Below are 17127 nucleotides of genomic sequence, written 5' to 3'. Positions count from 1 at the left end.
CTGTACGGAGGCACCTTGCGTTTATGAAATTTAATCTGTATTTTTTCATGAAAATAAATGATTTAAATTTCATGGCGGCCCGGGATGAACAAGCAAGAAGAGATGGCCGCCCTGGCCATCCTTATCCACGACCTGCGCAAGCACAAGAAGTACACGCTCAAGGAACTGGCCGATAAAATTGGCCGCTCCGTGGGTTTTTTGTCCCAGGTCGAGCGCGGCCTGTCCCAGCCCACGGTGGCCGACCTGACGGCCATCAGTGAAACCCTGGGTGTACCCACCACCTATTTCTACAGTTTGCCCAAGCCCAAGCAGTTGCCCTGGGTGACCCGCCCGGACGAGCGACGCACGCTGTACCTGGGCAACGGCATCACCGATATCCTGGTCTCGCCACAAATCCGTGCGTCGTTCTCCATGCTCGAAAGTCTGCTGGAAGCGGGCGCCAGCAGCGGCGAACGGCTTATGACCGACAGCTCGGAGCAGGGCGGCTATGTAATTGAAGGGCAATTGACCCTGTGGCTGGGCGACGACGCTGAGCCTGCCACACTCAATGCCGGTGACAGTTTCCAGTTCGACAGCCATACGCGCTGTCGCTACGCCAACCTGACACAGCAGCTTGCCCGCGTGCTGTGGGTCTACACCTGATAACAACAAAGGAACCTTGAAGATGGATGCTGCCTGCTCTGATCTGCTGGCCGAAGTGCGTGCGTTTCGTCAGCGCAACCCCGAGGTGCGTTATGTCGACCTGATCTCCCTGGATATCCCCGGGCATTTCTACGGCAAGCGTTACCCCATCGACATGCTGGAAAAAGTCGCGGCCGGCAGCGTCCTGAAACTGCCGCAGAACTGTGTGTTGCTAGGGGTGCAGGGCGGATTGTTCAAGATAGGCGACTATTGTTTCAACGACGGCGACCCGGATGCCGTGCGACGTCTGGTACCGGGCACGCTCAAGCCGGTGACCTGGGAAGACAAGCCCCTGGGCCAGATGCTGATCACTTCTGACGGCACTGCACAGCCGATCGTCTTCGAGCCCCGCGAAGTCCTGGCCCGGGTGCTGGCCCGGCTGGCGCGCAAAGGCATTCACCCGGTGGTGGCGTTCGAGCTGGAGTTCTACCTGTTCGACAAGAAGCTGCGCGATGGCTTGCCGCAGTTCCCCCGTGATCACTTGAGCGATGATGCCGACGATCAGCCCACTATGCATATCGAGCGGTTGTCGCGCTTTGCCCCGGTGCTGGATGACATGGTCGATGCGGCCCAGGCCCAAGGGATTGATGCCACCGTGATTACGGCCGAGCTGGGCCCGGGGCAGTTCGAAATCAATTTCGCTCACCTCGATGACGGTTTGCGTGCCGCGGACTGGGCGGCGCTATTCTGTCGCAGCACCCGCGGGGTGGCGCTCAAGCATGGCTATCGCGCCAGCTTTATGGCCAAACCCTACCTGGAGCACCCGGGCAGCGGCATGCATGTGCATGTCAGTCTGTACGATGCGGGCGGCAACAACTTGCTGGCGGCCAACCAGCAGCAGCCCTTGCGCCACGCTATCGGCGGTTGCCTGGAATTACTGCCGGCGTGCATGCCGATATTTGCACCTAACCACAATGCTTTTCGCCGCCTGGGCGGTACGACCAATATCGCCACCCAGGCCAGTTGGGGGTATGAGGACCGCGATGCGTGCTTGCGTATCCCGGAGTCGGACAGTAAAAACCTGCGGGTCGAGTATCGCCTTGCGGGCGCTGATGCCAATCCGTATCTGGTATTGGCGGCGATTCTGGTGGGGCTCGAACACGGGCTGGAAGCGGGCAAGGAGCCGATCCTGCCCCTGAACGAAGACCGCAGCAGCGGCATCGCCTTCCCGCTGGACATGCTTGAGGCCGTGCGCGCCATGCAGCACCAGCCGCAGCTGCGTGAAGGGCTGGGCGGCGAATTTGTCGATGTGTACTGCGAGAACAAGCGCCAGGATCATCTGGCCTTTATGCAGGAAATCAGTGCCCGGGAATATCGCTGGTTTATGTAAAAACCCATACAAGAGTTTTTGATCGCAACAATGCCTACTCCTGACAGCAGGTTTTCAGGTGAGAGCTGCTATACCTAATGATCAAATCAGATGCTGGTCAGTCAGGGCGATGAAAAATACAACGTTGAATAGAGCTGCAACGGCTTTGCCGCTGTTGCTGTTCGTGCAGGTGGCACATGCTGATCAGCCTGCGGACTCACAATGGTTATTGCTGGCCAGCCCCTTTGTCTGGGCGCCCTCCATGAGCGGGCAGGCGGCGCTTGGCGGGGTCAATACCAAGGTTGATGTTCCGTTTGCGGATGTCTGGGAAAACCTGAGCACGGTATTTATGGGCAATCTGGAATTGACCAATCGCACACTGGGTTTTTATATCGACGGCGTCCACGCTAAAACCGATCAGTCCGAACGGGTGTACGGGCGCAAGGTGGGCCTGGCGATCACCCAGAGCACCCTGGCTGTCGGCACCTATTATCGGGCCTATGAGTATGAGTTGGGTGGCCAAACGATTTTTGGCGAGCCGCGCACCTGGCGTGTCGAACCTACGATCGGTGTGCGCTGGACCAAGCTGTCAACCAAGCTGGACATAGACTCGCTGGGGTTCAGCACCAAGAAAAAAACCGAGTGGACCGACCCGTTCGTGGGGCTGCGCATGCAGGCTGACCTGACCGACCGCTGGACCCTGTCCGGTGAAACCGACACCGGCGGGCTGGATACCTCCTCGAAGAAAACCTGGAACGCTCAAGGGTATCTGGGCTACCGCATGTACCTGGCCGATCACCCCACGATCATCCGCGTCGGCTATCGGGTTCTGGCGCAAAATTATCGCACCACCGACTTTACCGGCAACACGTTCAAGTACGACGTGACCCAGCGCGGCCCGGTACTGGGCCTGTCCATGCGCTTCTGACAAGTACCGAGGAGACAAGGGAATGCAACTGCTCAAACACACCCGCAATCTGACGCTGGCCCTGGCGGGCTTTATGCTGGCGCTGCCAGTGGCTACTGCCTGTACCCGCCTGGTGTATCTGGGGGACAACGACAGGGTGATTACGGCGCGTTCGATGGACTGGAAAACCGACGTGGCCACCAACCTGTGGATCTTCCCCCAGGGCATGCAGCGCACAGGTGAAGTAGGGCCGGGGTCGCTGAAGTGGACATCAAAGTACGGCAGCGTGATTGCCAGCGGCTATGACATTTCCACCACCGACGGCGTCAACGAAGCGGGTCTGTCGGCTAACCTGCTGTGGCTGGTCGAGTCCGAGTACCCGCCGGTCAATCAGGGTAAACCGGGGCTGAGCATTGCCGCCTGGGCCCAGTATGTACTGGACAATTTCAGCAGCGTTGCCGAAGCGGTGGCGGTGCTCAAGACTGAACCCTTTACCGTGGTTACCGCCAATGTGCCGGGTGAAAGTCGCCTGGCGACCTTGCATCTTTCAATGTCCGATGCATCGGGTGACAGCGCCATCATTGAGTTTATCGATGGCAAGCAGGTGATCCACCATGATCGCAGCTATCAGGTCATGACCAACTCCCCGGCGTTCGATGCCCAACTGGCCATGAACGCCTACTGGCAAGCCATCGGCGGGACGGTAATGCTACCGGGTACCAATCGCTCGGCGGACCGTTTTGCCCGGGCCTCGTTTTACGTCAATGCGGTGCCGAAAAACCAGGACTCGCGCTTGTCGCTGGCCAGTGTATTCAGCGTGATCCGCAACGTTTCAGTGCCGTATGGCATCACCACTCCCGGCGAGCCGAATATTTCCTCGACGCGCTGGCGCTCGGTAATCGACCACAAGCAGGGGCTGTACTTTTTCGAGTCGGCCATTACACCAAACACCTTCTGGGTGGACTTGAACAAGATCGATTTCACCAGGGCTACAGGCGCGGTCAAAAAACTGGATCTGGGCCCGGACCAAAGCACCATTTACTCCGGGGAGGTTTCAAGCCGCTTCAAAGCCACTCCGGCCTTCAAGTTTGAAGGCGCGTAAAAGCCCCAGCTGCTGTCGCCGGACAAGCAAGCGCGACGTGGGAGCGAGCCTGCTCGCGAAGGCTGTTCGCGAGCAGGCTCACTCCCACAAATTGCAGTTCCTCTGCAGCTACTGACAGGTTAAAGATTCCGCGCTTTTAAAACGTCTGCCCCATGGAGAACTGGAACACCTGTGTTTCTGCATCATCAGGTTTGCGGATGGGCAGCGCGAGGTTGACGCTCAGCGGGCCCATCGGGCTGTACCAGGTCACGCCCACCCCTACGGAACTGGCCATCTGGCTGAGGTCCACGCCGTCACAGCCGGTGGTGGTGCTCAGGTAGCATTTGTCCGAGTACACGCTGCCCACATCCCAGAACAGCGAGGTGCGCAGGGATTTGTTGTCCTTGATAAAGGGCATCGGGAACAGGTACTCGACCCCGCCGGTGATCATGATATTTCCGCCTAGCGCCTCGGTGTCGCGGTCGGAGTAGTACGCCTGCCCGGCGCTGCTATAGGTGCCGGTGGCCGGGGTGTTGCGCGGGCCCAGGGTGCCGCTTTCAAAACCGCGCACCGTGCCTTCACCGCCCGCAGTGTAGTTTTCATAGAATGGCAGGCCATCGGTGGAGCCATAGCCGTTGCCGTATCCCAGCTTGGTGTGAAAGCGCAGTGAGGTGGATGCACTGACGGGCAGGAAGGTCTGGCCGGTGTAGTCGATCTTGTAGAAGCTCAGGTCGCTGCCGGGCACCGTGACCATCAGGTTAAGGTTTTGCGCATAGCCGCGGGTAGCCAGGATGCCCTTGTTCAGGGTCGATTCCGACCAGCCCAGGTTGGCCTTGAAATTGGTAAATTCCTTGCCTTCGCGGTCGATAAAATCATAGATCTCGTCGGCACTGTAGGTGCCGGGCTCGATGCTGTCGTGCTGCGCGGTGAGGCCGAAACTGATCCGTGAGGTTTCATTGATCGGGTAGCCCAGGGTGGCACCGGCGCCATAACTGTTGATCGAGTAGTACGACACGCCATCGTCGTAGTAATCGTTGTAGTCGGTCTTGTTGTAGAACGCGTTGTAGCCAAGGCTGACGCCATCCTTGGTGAAGTACGGATCGGTAAAACCGATGTTGTACTTGCTCTGGTACTCGGAGCGGGTCAGGCCCAGGCTGGCGGAGTTGCCCGTGCCCAGAAAGTTGTTCTGGGTGATAGAACCACCAAGAATCAGACCGGCACTCTGGGCAAAGCCGACGCTGGCGGTGATCGAGCCGGAAGACTGCTCTTCAACGCTGTAATTGACGTCAACCTGATCGTCGACTCCCGCCACCGCCGGGGTCTCGACGTTGACTTCCTTGAAGTAACCCAGGCGCTCAAGCCGCGTTTTGGACTGGTCGATCAGGTAGGTCGAAGCCCAGCCGCCTTCCATCTGGCGCATTTCGCGGCGCAAGACCTGGTCTTCGGTCTTGGTATTGCCGCGAAAGTTGATGCGGTTGGCATAGGCGCGCTTGCCCGGGTCGACCACGAATTCGATATCTACCGTGTTGCCGTCCTTGCTCGGGACCGGCACCGCATTGACGTTGGCAAAGGTATAGCCCTCGTTGCCCAGGCGACGGGTGATCAGGTCCGAGGTGGAGGTCATCAGCTTGCGCGAAAATACCTGGCCCTTTTGTACCAGCAGCAAGGCGTGGATCTGATCTTCGGGTACTTTAAGGTCACCGCGCAACGTAATGTCGCGCACGGTGTATTTGGCGCCTTCGCTGATATTGACGGTAATGAAGACCTGCTTTTTGTCCGGGCTGATCGACACCTGGGTCGACACGATTTCCATATTGATATAGCCGCGGTCCATGTAGTACGAGCGCAAACGCTCCAGATCACCGGACAGCTTTTCCCGGGCATACTTGTCATCATTCTTGAAGAACGACAGCCAGTTGCTGGTCTTGAGGGTGAACTGATCGTCCAGCTCGGCCTGGTCGAAGACGGTATTGCCCACCACATTGATGTGCTTGATCGCGGCCACTTCGCCTTCGTCGATCCTGATCTTGAGGCCGACGCGGTTGCGCGGCTGGGCCACCACCTCGGCGTCCACCGCGGCCGAGTAACGCCCCTGGGCTACGTACTGACGCAGCAGCTCATTGCGTACACCTTCGAGCGTGGCGCGCTGGAACACTTCGCCTTCGGCCAGCCCCGATTGCTTGAGGCCTTTCATCAGGTCATCGGTGGAGATCGCCTTGTTGCCCTCGATGTCGATATTGGCAATGGACGGCCGCTCGACTACGGTGATCACCAGGACGTCGCCGTCGCGGCCCAGCTGGATATCTTGAAAGAATCCGGTCTTGAACAGTGCGCGTGTGGATTCCACCAGTTGCTGGTCATCGATCTGTTCGCCAACGTTCAAGGGCAGGGCACCGAACACGCTGCCGGCGGATACCCGCTGCAGGCCGTTGATGCGGATATCGGCAATCTTGAAGCCCTGGGCGTGGGCCAGTGAGGCATTGAGCAGCAGTGCAACCGAGCAGAGCAGGCGCGCAAAATTCATGTAGATCATTTATCCAGGACACATCGACAAACAGCACAAGCAGGCTGGTGGAGGTCCAGCATAAAAGCTCGGGGCGTATGGTGCGGTTAACCGAGTGTCAAGTTAGGTAAAGGTTGGCTGCAGGCAATGACGCTGCGGGCCGCAAGGACGATAATGGGCAGATCCCCCCTTCAAGAGTTCGCCATGATCCGTGTATTGCTCGTCGACGATGACCAGGAACTGACCGGTTTGCTCAGTGAGTATCTGGAGCGCGAAGGCTTTGAAGCGACTGCGGTGCATACCGGCGAAGAGGGCGAGGTGCAGGCTTTGTCCGGGCAATTCAGCATTGTGGTGCTGGATGTGATGCTGCCGCGACTGTCGGGGATCGAAGTGCTGCGGCGCATTCGCGCGCGCAGTCAGGTGCCGGTGGTGTTGCTCACTGCCCGTGGCGACAACATCGACCGCATCACCGGCCTGGAGCTGGGTGCCGATGACTATGTGCCCAAACCCAGCTCGCCGGGGGAGCTGGTGGCGCGTTTGCGCGCCATCATGCGCCGGGTGCAGCCGGCGGAGCTGGCCACCACCGAGGTGATCAAGACCGGCCCGCTGGTGTTGTGGCCCGGCAAACGCCAGGCGCTGTGGCAGGGGCGGGAGCTGGGAGTGACCAGCACCGAGTTCAGCCTGCTCGAAGAGCTGGCCCGCAGTGCCGGGCAAGTGGTGAGCAAGCAGGACTTGTCGCTCAATGCCCTGGGCTGCCCGTTGACCCGCTATGACCGGCGTATCGACGTCCATATCAGCAGCATCCGCCAGAAGCTCGGCCCGCGACCAGATGCCAAGGCGTGGATCCAGAGCGTGCGCGGGCTCGGCTATCTGTTGATCGCGGAATGATGAAACCCAGCCGGCTGTTCTGGAAACTGTTCCTGGCCTTCTGGCTGGCCACCAGCCTGACGTTTTTTGTCGGTATCGGCATTATCACCTTGAGCCGCCAGGGCCCTGGCAACCCGCATCTGGATACCATTCTTGAAAGCGAAGAACAGTTGCTGCGCCAGTTTGGTGTCGAGGCCGGCAAGCAGTTGCTGCAGGTATGGCACCACCCCGATGACGAGGCCATTGCGGTGTATGACAGTGGCGGCCGACTGCTGGCCGGGCTGCCGATCGTGAATCCGGCGTTTGAGCGTACGGTGATCAGCAAGGAAGGCCTCACGCTGTCGCTCAGGTCGACGCGGGTGCCCGGCAATGGCGGTGGTGGGGAGGGCGGACCGGGGCTGATGCCATTGCTTATCGGAACCGTGATGAGCGCGCTGTTCAGCAGCTTTATGGCGTTTTACCTGGCCTGGCCGTTGGCCTATTTGCGTCGGGCGATGAGCGATGTGGCCCAAGGGCGATTCGAAACCCGGGTAAAGCCGTTTATGGGCGCGCGGCGTGATGAAATTGTCGACCTGGCCGAAGACTGCGACCGTATGGCCAACCAACTCAAGCTGCTGGTTGATGCCCAGCAACACTTGTTGCATGACATCTCCCATGAATTGCGTTCGCCCCTGACACGCATGCAGGCCGCCATCGGGTTGTTGCATCAAAACCCGTCCCGCGCCGATATGGTCGAACGCATCGAGCGCGAATCGCAGCGCATGGACACCCTGATCGAAGCCCTGCTGACCCTGGCCCGGGTGCAAGGGCGGCCCGAGAGCATCGCACGCGAGCCGGTGGACATCATCGAGTTGCTGCACTTGATAGTCGAAGACGCGCAGTTCGAAGCGGGCATCAAGGGTTGTCGGGTGATCCTGGAAGGGTGCCCGTCCTTTGTCAGCCGGGTCAGTGGCGAGTTGTTGTATCGCTGCTTTGAGAACGTGATCCGCAATGCAGTGCGCCATACCCGTGCCGACAGCACGGTGCTGGTAATGGCTGAAGCCAGCCCGGCGGGCCACTGCCTGACAGTACGGATCAACGATCAGGGTCCGGGTGTTGAAGAATCGCGGTTGCAGCGGATTTTCGACCCGTTTGAGCGGGGTGTCAGTGAGACGGGTAGCGGTTTTGGCCTGGGTCTGGCGATTGCTTCAAGGGCGGTGGAAATGCACGGCGGCAGCATCAAGGCGAGCAACCTGCCGGGAGGCGGCTTGAGCGTGGCAATCACCTTGCCGCTGTAGATACTCTGTTGCAGGTCAAGCCCTATTGTGGGAGCGAGCCTGTTCGCGAACGACCTTCGCGAGCAGGCTCGCTCCCACAGTTGCAGTGTTCCTGTAGATACTACGGGATCGCCGGGGATCTTTACACGAAATTACATTGCCTTGACGGCCCTGTACGCCATGCCCCCGTAGACTTTACCGCTCAATATCGAGCGGAGTTGGGCATGTTTCTGGTGCATAAAAAAGGGTTCGTTGCCGGCAAGAAAATGGTTGATGGCCTGGTGCCTTATGACTTTTTTTGCGAGGACAATCCGGCCATCAATCTGTTTGTGTTTACCGGTGCCGGCGCGTTGGGCAAACCGGTAGAAGAGCAGACGCTATGGGGCTTTACCCGCCTTGAACGCTTTGAAGCGCTGAGCAGTACCCTGGTCGCCAACAAAAAGAACCAGGGCTGGTTTCAAAGCGTCAATGTGCTCACCGGGCCCGCACAGAACGGCACCCAGACAGTGAAGTTCCAGCGGGTGCTGAAGATCATCAAGCATGTCAGCGTCAACAATCGCGTAGCCAGCAAGGCGGGCTACGAGATCCTGACCGAAGAGGGCGACACCTACTTCACCCTCAGGCATGCAGCGGGGCATAGCGCCCAGACCGTGATTTACGCCGCCGATCAGTGACCCAGCGGATTGCGGCTGTGGCTGCCGTTGACCAGACGCTCGATACCCAGCGGGTTGGCGTTTTTCAGCGCATCCGGCAGCAGGCTGTCAGGGTAGTTCTGGTAGCACACCGGGCGCAGGAAACGGTCGATGGCCAGGGTGCCGACCGAGGTGCCACGGGCATCTGACGTCGCCGGGTAAGGCCCGCCATGCACCATCGCGTCACACACCTCGACACCGGTAGGGTAGCCATTGAGCAGCAGGCGCCCGGCCTTGTGCTCCAGCACGGGCACCACCTCGGCGAAGGCTTCAAGGTCGCCAGGTTCAGCAATCAGCGTAGCTGTCAGCTGCCCATGCAGGCTGTGCAGCGCTTGCAGCAACTGCGCCTTGTCCGCGATCTCGACCACCAGGGTGGTTGGCCCGAAGACTTCCTCCTGCAACACCTCGGCACCACCGATCAACAGGCTGGCACTGGCCTGGAACAACTGCGGGCTGGCCTGGTTGCCCTGTTGCGGCGCACCGGCAAGGTGGCGGATGCCATCGACCTGGGCCAGACGCTGGATGCCTTTGCTGTAACTGGCCAGGCCCCCGGCGTTGAGCAGTGTTTGCGCCGGTTGAGCACTGAAGAACTGGCCAAGCGCGGCGACAAAGGCGCTGAATTCGGGGGAGCGGATACCCAGTACCAGACCGGGACTGGTACAGAACTGCCCGGCGCCAAGCATCACCGAACTGCCCAGCTCCTGTGCGATCTGCTCGCCACGCTTGAGCAGTGCCTGGGGTAATACCAGCACCGGGTTGATGCTCGACATCTCAGCAAACACCGGGATTGGCTGGGGTCTGGCGGCGGCCATATCGCACAGGGCGCGACCACCGGACAACGAACCGGTAAAGCCGACGGCCTGAATCGCCGGGTGCTTGACCAGCGCTGCGCCCACACCCGCGCCGAAGATCATATTGAATACACCGGCGGGCATGTCGGTGCGCTCGGCAGCGCGAACTATGGCCAGGGCAACTTGTTCAGCAGTTGCCATATGCCCGCTGTGTGCCTTGAACACCACCGGGCAACCTGCGGCCAGTGCCGAAGCGGTATCACCGCCAGCGGTGGAGAACGCCAGCGGGAAGTTGCTGGCGCCAAACACGGCCACCGGGCCCACGCCGATGCGGCATTGACGCAGATCTGCGCGCGGCAGGGGCTGACGGTCCGGTAGCGCCTGATCGATGCGTGCGCCATAAAAATCGCCGCGCCGCAGTACGTTGGCGAACAGACGCATCTGCCCGCTGGTGCGTCCCCGCTCGCCCTGGATCCGGGCGGCAGGCAGGGCGGTTTCGCGACAGACGATGGCAACAAAGTCGTCACCCAGCGCGTCTATTTCTTCGGCGATAGCTTCCAGAAACTCGGCCCGGCGTGTGGCCGGCAAACTGCGAAAGGCCGGGAAGGCGGTATTGGCCGCGCTGACAGCGGCATCCACTTCGGTTTCGGTGGCCTGCACAAACGCGTATGGCAATGCCTCGCCAGTACTGGCATCCACGCTGTACAGGTGAACGGTGCCGGCGCCGCTGCGCTGACCGCCAATAAAGTTCTGGCCGGTGATGGGGAACATAGGGATTTCCTTTAGGTGGGAAGGCAGAGACGCGCTGTTGCGAGACGAATCATGTCGCCGCTGACGAGCGCAGCGAGGCTGCGGCAAGGCCCGAAGGGCCTTGAACAGGCAGGGGCCGCTAGCAGCCTCGCTGCGCTCGTCAGCGGCTACAGGGGATTGCCACCCAAGTACAGGCAGTGGCAGCGTTTTCGCCGCCTGTTGTCGTTATAAGTTGCACCGCAGTTATCCCGATAGCGAGCCATAAGGGCTCTTTCAGGCGACCACTGTAGGTTTTGTCGGGGGCACTGCCCAATGACGAATATTGATTGGCCGATAACCAGCGCTCATCCCTCAGGCGCGCGCGGCATCCCAAGTGCTCATCACCTGGGTGATCGCAGCGTCCAGTACGGCATGGGCTACACCATCCCGGGCCAGGGTGGTCAGGCCCAGCAGAAAACTCTCGAACACCGTGGCCAGCGCTCGCGGATCAGTCTGGGCGGCAAGCTCACCCTCGCGGATGGCGCGCTCGACACAAGCCATAAACCCGGCCCGGTTACGCGCCCTCGCTTCGGCCAGAGGGGCGCTTATCGCCACCGCTTGAGCTGAACTGGCACTCATCAGCCCCAGAGCGACCAGACAACCCCGTGGGTGACCCGGCTCACATTGCATTTTGGCGGAGCTGCGCAACGTTCGCTCGATCGCTTCGCGTGGGGGCAGGTGAGTGTCGAACAGGCTTTCGGTGACCCTGCCATGGCTGTTCAGGTAGCGCGTCATGACCTCTTTGAACAGCGCCTCCTTGGAGCCGAAAGCCGCGTAAAAGCTGGGCGCGGAAATGCCTGAGCCCATATTGGCCTTGAGCTGGCTCAGCGATGTCGAGTCATAACCGTGCTCCCAGAACAGGTGCATGGCCTGGGTGATTGCCGCGTCCCGATCAAATGTACGCGGGCGTCCCATCTGTGCCATTTGAGTCTCCTTCGTAGCGAGATATAAATACTAGTCGATACAAAAGTCATTGACCAATATTTCCCGTCGCCCTACATTTGTACCTATCGATACATAACTAGCAGGAGCAGGGCATCCATGGGCAAAGAGCAAAACACCACTGAGCGATTACCCATGGGCGCGCTGCTGGCGCTGGCCATGACCGGTTTTATTTGCATTGTTACCGAGACCTTACCCGCAGGCCTGTTGCCGCAAATCAGCAGCGGCCTGCAAGTGTCATCGGCGCTGGCGGGGCAGATGGTTACGGTCTACGCGCTGGGCTCCCTGCTGGCGGCGATCCCGTTGACCATCGCGACCCAGGGCTGGCGGCGTCGCAACGTACTGCTGCTGACGATTGTCGGGTTTCTGCTGTTCAATTCGATTACCGCGTGGTCGTCTCAGTACGGCGTGACCCTGATTGCACGTTTTTTTGCCGGCGCATCAGCCGGGTTGGCCTGGAGCCTGCTGGCAGGTTATGCGCGGCGCATGGTTGCCCCGCAGTTGCAGGGCCGGGCCATGGCGGTGGCGATGGTGGGCACGCCGATTGCCCTGTCACTGGGTGTGCCATTGGGCACCTGGCTGGGTGCGCTGGTAGGGTGGCGTACGGCATTTGGCCTGATGTCGGCCTTGACCCTGGTGCTGATGGCCTGGGTAGTGCTCAAGGTGCCTGATTACCCAGGGCAGTCTGCTTCGCAACGTATCGGCTTGCGACAGGTGCTGCTGACACCGGGAGTGCGCTCCGTGCTTGCCGTGGTACTGACCTGGATGCTGGCGCACAACATGCTCTACACCTATATCGCGCCTTTCGTGGCATCGGCGGGCCTTGCCGATAAGGTCGATATTGTGTTGCTGGTCTTCGGATTGGCGGCGCTGCTGGGAATCTGGCTGACCGGGCGACTGGTAGACCGGCATCTGCGCAAGGCAGTCATGGCTTGCCTGGCGACATTTGCTGCGATTTCGCTGCTGTTCGGTTTCTTCTCGCAGTCGGTGGCTGTCGTATATGCAGGGATTTTTGTTTGGGGGTTGTCCTTCGGCGGTGCCGCCACCCTGCTGCAAACCGCTCTGGCCGATGCGGCAGGCGAGGGCGCCGATGTTGCGTTGTCGATGAACGTGGTGGTGTGGAACAGCGCCATTGCCGCGGGGGCATTGACCGGTGGCATATTGCTCGATCAATTCGGGGTGAACGTCTTCCCCTGGGTGTTGCTGGTGTTGTTGCTGGTCGGGCTGGGGATCGTGTTCAGTGCCCGTGCCCATGGTTTCCCGCAAGGGCACCGGCAGGCGGGGGCGGCGGTTGTCGGTCATTAGGCCGATAGCCGTGTTGGTCAGGCAGCGACTACCAATCGTGCCCGGTTTCCAACGCGTTATCAGCTGACCTGGCCACCACCTTCAAGTACATCATCTTCGGTATTCAGGGCCGTGATTACGGCGATGCGCAACCCTTCCACCTGGGTGGCCAGTGCCATGGACGGGCCACCAGCCACCACCGCCTGTTGCGGCAGAGGCGGGACGTGGATAAAACCACCGCGTACGCCGGTCCCGGCCAATGCATGCTGTAGGCAATAGAACACCTGATTGCAGACAAAGGTGCCCGCCGTATGGGAAACCGACGCGGGAATCCCGCCGGCCCTGATCGCCCGCACCATTGCCTTGAGCGGCAAGGTACTGAAATACGCCGCTGGCCCTTGCGCCACCACGGGTGTATCGATCGGCTGATAGCCAAGGTTGTCAGGGATGCGGGCGTCGTTGATATTGATCGCTACCCGCTCGATGCAGATGTCCGTGCGACCGGGGCCAAGCCCGACGGCGATCACCAGCGTCGGGGTGAACTCCTGCAGAAGTTGGCTCAGTCGCTCGGGCGCTCCGGCGAACGTACAGGGCAACTGACGGGCGATGATCTGCGTATCGCCCTGCAAGGTGCCGTCCAGAAGGCGTACGGCCTCCCAGGACGGGTTGACGGTGTCTTGGTCGAACGGTTCGAAACCGGTCAGCAGTACAGTGCGCATGCTGTTCTCACATCAGTACGTAAAGAAGCACGATATTGACCACCAGCATCATCAGAGCGGTGGGCATTTGAGCCTTGATCACGGCGTATTTGTCCGGCAGCTCCAGCAGGGCCACGGGCACGATATTGAAGTTGGCTGCCATTGGCGTCATCAGCGTGCCGCAGTAGCCGGAAAACATGCCGATTGCCGCCATGACAGCCGGGTTGGCATCGTAGATGCCGACCAGTACCGGCACGCCGACCCCGCCGGTCATGACCGGGAATGCAGCAAAACCGTTGCCCATGATGACCGTGAACAGCGCCATGCCCAGCACGTAGACCATCACCGCTACCAGGCGATAGTCCATGTTGATGTAGGCGGTGGTGACATGAGCAACGGCGGTACCGACCCCGGCGTCATTGAACAGCAGGCCAAGCATGGCCAGCATTTGCGGCAGCACCATGGTCCAGCCCAGGGCTTCGGTCAGGCGGCGCGATTCACGCAGGCCTTGCAGCGGCGTATCACGGGTCAGGATGCATGCCAGAACCAGGGCCACCATGCAGCCGATACCCAGGGACACGAAGGTGGTGTTTTTCGGGTCAAGCAGCGGTACGCCACCGATCTGGGTGTTTTTCAGCAGGATCGAACCGATCACGGTCACCAGCGGAATCGACAGGGCCGGGATAAACAGCTTGTGCCCCAGACGGCCAGCACTGGCCCGTGCAGCCTTGACATGCAACTCGGCGTGGGTGCCTCGGCCAACACCGCCAATGCCGGCAATGCCGGCCATGACCAGCACGCCAATACCTACCACGAACGGCGAAAGGCGATCGCCAATCAGGAACACCATGGCGAACAACGCCCAGAACAGGCCACTGGTCCAGCGTTTGGGGTGGGTGCGGTCTGTCAGGATCATGCCCGCGGTGATCAGCAGCAGCACTCCCGCCAGCCAGTAGAAGTACTCAATAGAAATAATCATCGTGCCAGCTCCTGAGCTGCGTCAACTTCTTCCCGGGCAACTTCGGCCATGCTGCGCTCCAGCATCAGGTCAAAGCGATACAGGCGCAGGGCATGCACGATAAAGGCGCAAATCGCCGTCGGAATTCCCCAGAAAGCGATGTGCAGCGGCTCGACATCAAGCCCCGAACCCAGCAGGAAGGTGTGCATCAGCGCGATTGCGCCGAAGGCCACAAACACGTCTTCACCAAAAAACAAACCGATGTTGTCGGTGGCGGCACACATGGCCAGGACTTTCTGCCGCACAGGAGCAGGCAGCTTGCCGTACTTGTTCTCGGCTGCGCCCTCGGCCATCGGGGCCAGCAGCGGGCGGACCATTTGCGGATGCCCGCCCAGACTGGTAAGGCCTACAGCAGCGGTGGTCTCACGCACGAACAGGTACATAATCAGCAACCGGCCGACCGTTGCGCGCTGGAAGCTGGCGATCCAGTTTTGCGCGTGCAGGCGCAGGCCGTGACGCTCCAGCAGGCCGATCACGGCCAGGGGCAGCAGCAGAATCAATTGCAGGGCGCGGGTTTGCAGGAAGCCTTCGCCCATTTCACTGATGATTTTTTCCAGCGGGAAGTTGGCAGCAAGGCCGGTGACGATAGCCGCCGCGCTGACCACCAACAGTGGGTTAAAGCGCAGCACAAAGCCGATGATGATGACGAACACGCCAATCAAGGGCCAAAGGTTTACGACGGTTTGCATGAGGGGGCAATCCCTTTAGCTGATTGCCGCAGCACCAGGGCAGGCTGGTGAGGGCAAGTCGAAAGCGGTCAGGCACACTTTCGAAAAATCGGTACGCTGCCGGACTCAGCGTGTTTTTTTATTGTTGAGACCCTATGGGCCTCATTGCCCGATATGGTTGGTGGCTTTGGGTTGTGCGTCCAGTCAATAAAAGTTGTCACCCCCGAACAGAAAAGTTTTATCAATCACCGACTTAAGCCGACTGGCCTGTCCCTGCGGCAAGGGTTTACAGTGCTGCCCTGGTTTTGATTGGGTGGGGCGTCCTGTATGAACATGCGATTTCTTCTGACATTCGTCTGGGTAGCGCGCCTTGGCAGTTTTCGGCTGACCGCCGAAAAGTTATCCAGTACCCAGGCAGCGATTTCGAGCCGTATTTCAGTCCTCGAAACCGAGCTTGGCGTGCAGTTGTTCCAGCGCGATTCCCGTGGCGTCAACCTCACCCGTGAAGGCCATCAGGTGCTGGGTTACGCCGAAGAAATGCTGGCCACCCAGCAACGCCTTCTGCAATCGCTGGGGCAGGCGGACAGGTTTGCCGGGCGCCTGCGCATCGGCGTGATGGACACGGTTATCCATAGCTGGCTGAGCGATCTGATCAGTGCGCTGAGCCGCGATTACCCCCAGGTAGAGGTTGAACTGACCGCCGATACGGCGCTGAACCTTAATGAACAATTGCTTAAAGGTCAGCTGGATCTGATTTTTCAGACGGATTTATTGCGTGCCGACGGCGTGCGCAATGTACAACTGGCCAGTTACCCGTTGAGTTGGATTGTGGCCAGGGACGCAGCCCTGAACCGCAGCTACCGTGACCTGGCGGATCTTTGCGAGGAGCGCTTGCTGACCTTTTCACGCTTGTCGCGGCCGCATCAGGACATGCTCAATTTTCTGCACCAGCACGATATTGCCGCGCCACGCATCAGTTGCATCAACTCGGTGGCGGCGATTATCAAACTGGTGGCGGACGGCTTTGGCATCGGTGCCCTGCCGCCGGTACTGGTCAGTCGCGAATTGCAGAGCGGGGCCATGATTGCGTTGCCGATCGAGACTGCACCGGGCTTTGCGGTATACGCCAGTTGGCGCACGGGGGCGGGGCTGGAGCTGAATGAGGCGGTGGTCAACCTGAGTCAGGCGGTTGTTGCCGAGTACCAACACAGCGTTGAGCCTGGGCATTTTGTGCTGCCGGGCATCTGATCCGTATTTTTTCGCGTTATCTGCACCTGTTATGTGTGCAGTTTGCGGCGCAAAATTTCCTCCAACCTTCCGAGACAGACGAGGACGCGACTACACAGCAGCACGTGTGTGTGGTCGGCAGCTGTTCTGCGCCTGTTTTATGACGAACGACTGACGGGGAAACATCATGAACAAGATGGCTTGGTTTTTGGGCGGTTTTTTGGTGCTGACCATCGGCATCGGTATTTTGGCGACAATTCCGCCGGGTTGATATTTCATCCTGTCCTCCACACGGCTTGTAGCAGCTGACGAACGCAGCCTCGTTCCTCGGCAGCTGCTAGGGGGCGTTCTCATTTGAATCGAGCAGGTTAAATCCGTAACCTTCAGTGGATTTGGAGCAGCGGATGAGTCGCC

The 17127-nt window shown here is 59.9% G+C and carries 16 protein-coding genes; 9 read left to right on the top strand and 7 right to left on the bottom strand.

All coding sequences use genetic code 11. The features are described 5' to 3' along the window. Positions 1 to 84 precede the first annotated feature (84 nt). From GHO42_RS15390 to GHO42_RS15375, 4 genes are all read left to right on the top strand, one after another. Positions 85 to 642 (top strand): helix-turn-helix domain-containing protein, encoded by a 558-nt coding sequence (locus tag GHO42_RS15390; RefSeq protein ID WP_095002329.1) that lies wholly within the window; start codon positions 85 to 87, stop codon positions 640 to 642. A 22-nt stretch (positions 643 to 664) separates the two neighbouring features. Further along, the gene (locus GHO42_RS15385) at positions 665 to 2011 is read left to right on the top strand and encodes a glutamine synthetase family protein (RefSeq protein WP_153328103.1); all 1347 of its coding nucleotides are present in this window, start codon (positions 665 to 667) and stop codon (positions 2009 to 2011) included. Between the two features lie 145 nt (positions 2012 to 2156). Then, positions 2157 to 2918 (top strand): hypothetical protein, encoded by a 762-nt coding sequence (locus GHO42_RS15380; RefSeq protein ID WP_153328137.1) that lies wholly within the window; start codon positions 2157 to 2159, stop codon positions 2916 to 2918. A 22-nt stretch (positions 2919 to 2940) separates the two neighbouring features. After that, the gene (locus GHO42_RS15375; protein ID WP_095031856.1) at positions 2941 to 3999 is read left to right on the top strand and encodes a linear amide C-N hydrolase; all 1059 of its coding nucleotides are present in this window, start codon (positions 2941 to 2943) and stop codon (positions 3997 to 3999) included. Positions 4000 to 4135: 136 nt separating this feature from the next. On the opposite strand, the gene bamA is transcribed toward GHO42_RS15375, so the two are convergent. Further along, entirely contained in the window at positions 4136 to 6502 is a 2367-nt protein-coding gene (gene bamA, locus GHO42_RS15370; protein ID WP_153328101.1) for an outer membrane protein assembly factor BamA, read from the bottom strand. A gap of 183 nt (positions 6503 to 6685) precedes the next feature. Between bamA and GHO42_RS15365 the strand changes: the two genes are divergently transcribed. The 3 genes from GHO42_RS15365 (at position 6686) to GHO42_RS15355 (ending at position 9278) form a co-directional block, all read left to right on the top strand. Beyond that, entirely contained in the window at positions 6686 to 7369 is a 684-nt protein-coding gene (locus GHO42_RS15365; protein WP_095021175.1) for a response regulator transcription factor, read from the top strand. Then, a complete protein-coding gene (locus tag GHO42_RS15360; RefSeq protein ID WP_153328099.1) occupies positions 7366 to 8625 on the top strand; it encodes an ATP-binding protein in 1260 nt (419 codons plus the stop codon). The genes GHO42_RS15365 and GHO42_RS15360 overlap by 4 nt, the downstream gene beginning before the upstream one ends. Before the next feature lie 203 nt (positions 8626 to 8828). Then, a complete protein-coding gene (locus tag GHO42_RS15355; RefSeq protein ID WP_095002338.1) occupies positions 8829 to 9278 on the top strand; it encodes a hypothetical protein in 450 nt (149 codons plus the stop codon). Here GHO42_RS15355 and GHO42_RS15350 read toward each other — a convergent pair. Next, a complete protein-coding gene (locus GHO42_RS15350; protein ID WP_095026976.1) occupies positions 9272 to 10858 on the bottom strand; it encodes an aldehyde dehydrogenase (NADP(+)) in 1587 nt (528 codons plus the stop codon). The two genes, GHO42_RS15355 and GHO42_RS15350, sit on opposite strands and share 7 nt — an antisense overlap. A gap of 330 nt (positions 10859 to 11188) precedes the next feature. After that, positions 11189 to 11800 carry a TetR/AcrR family transcriptional regulator gene (locus GHO42_RS15345; RefSeq protein ID WP_095018821.1) on the bottom strand — a complete coding sequence of 204 codons (612 nt, stop codon included), beginning with the start codon at positions 11798 to 11800 and terminating at the stop codon, positions 11189 to 11191. 117 nt (positions 11801 to 11917) lie between these two features. Here GHO42_RS15345 and GHO42_RS15340 point away from each other — a divergent pair, with 117 nt between their 5' ends. Continuing rightward, on the top strand, positions 11918 to 13123 hold the full coding sequence (locus GHO42_RS15340; RefSeq protein ID WP_095002341.1) for an MFS transporter: 1206 nt from the start codon (positions 11918 to 11920) through the stop codon (positions 13121 to 13123). Positions 13124 to 13182: 59 nt separating this feature from the next. On the opposite strand, the gene pcp is transcribed toward GHO42_RS15340, so the two are convergent. From pcp to GHO42_RS15325, 3 genes are read right to left on the bottom strand one after another with little or no spacing between them, the layout of a single operon-like run. Further along, positions 13183 to 13821, bottom strand: a complete 639-nt coding sequence (gene pcp / locus GHO42_RS15335) for a pyroglutamyl-peptidase I (protein ID WP_150628075.1) — start codon at positions 13819 to 13821, stop codon at positions 13183 to 13185. A gap of 7 nt (positions 13822 to 13828) precedes the next feature. After that, positions 13829 to 14779 (bottom strand): DUF979 domain-containing protein, encoded by a 951-nt coding sequence (locus GHO42_RS15330; protein WP_095002343.1) that lies wholly within the window; start codon positions 14777 to 14779, stop codon positions 13829 to 13831. After that, a complete protein-coding gene (locus tag GHO42_RS15325; RefSeq protein ID WP_095002344.1) occupies positions 14776 to 15507 on the bottom strand; it encodes a DUF969 domain-containing protein in 732 nt (243 codons plus the stop codon). The genes GHO42_RS15330 and GHO42_RS15325 overlap by 4 nt, the downstream gene beginning before the upstream one ends. A gap of 306 nt (positions 15508 to 15813) precedes the next feature. Here GHO42_RS15325 and GHO42_RS15320 point away from each other — a divergent pair, with 306 nt between their 5' ends. Continuing rightward, entirely contained in the window at positions 15814 to 16734 is a 921-nt protein-coding gene (locus GHO42_RS15320; RefSeq protein ID WP_095002345.1) for a LysR family transcriptional regulator, read from the top strand. Between the two features lie 90 nt (positions 16735 to 16824). On the opposite strand, the gene GHO42_RS15315 is transcribed toward GHO42_RS15320, so the two are convergent. Beyond that, on the bottom strand, positions 16825 to 16992 hold the full coding sequence (locus GHO42_RS15315; RefSeq protein ID WP_153328097.1) for a hypothetical protein: 168 nt from the start codon (positions 16990 to 16992) through the stop codon (positions 16825 to 16827). Positions 16993 to 17127: the final 135 nt, after the last annotated feature.

The organism is Pseudomonas sp. FSL R10-0056, assembly GCF_009600105.1.
GTDB lineage: Bacteria > Pseudomonadota > Gammaproteobacteria > Pseudomonadales > Pseudomonadaceae > Aquipseudomonas > Aquipseudomonas bubulae.
The sequence above is the reverse complement of the archived record's forward strand: the minus strand, read 5'-3'. Positions and strand labels throughout refer to the sequence as shown.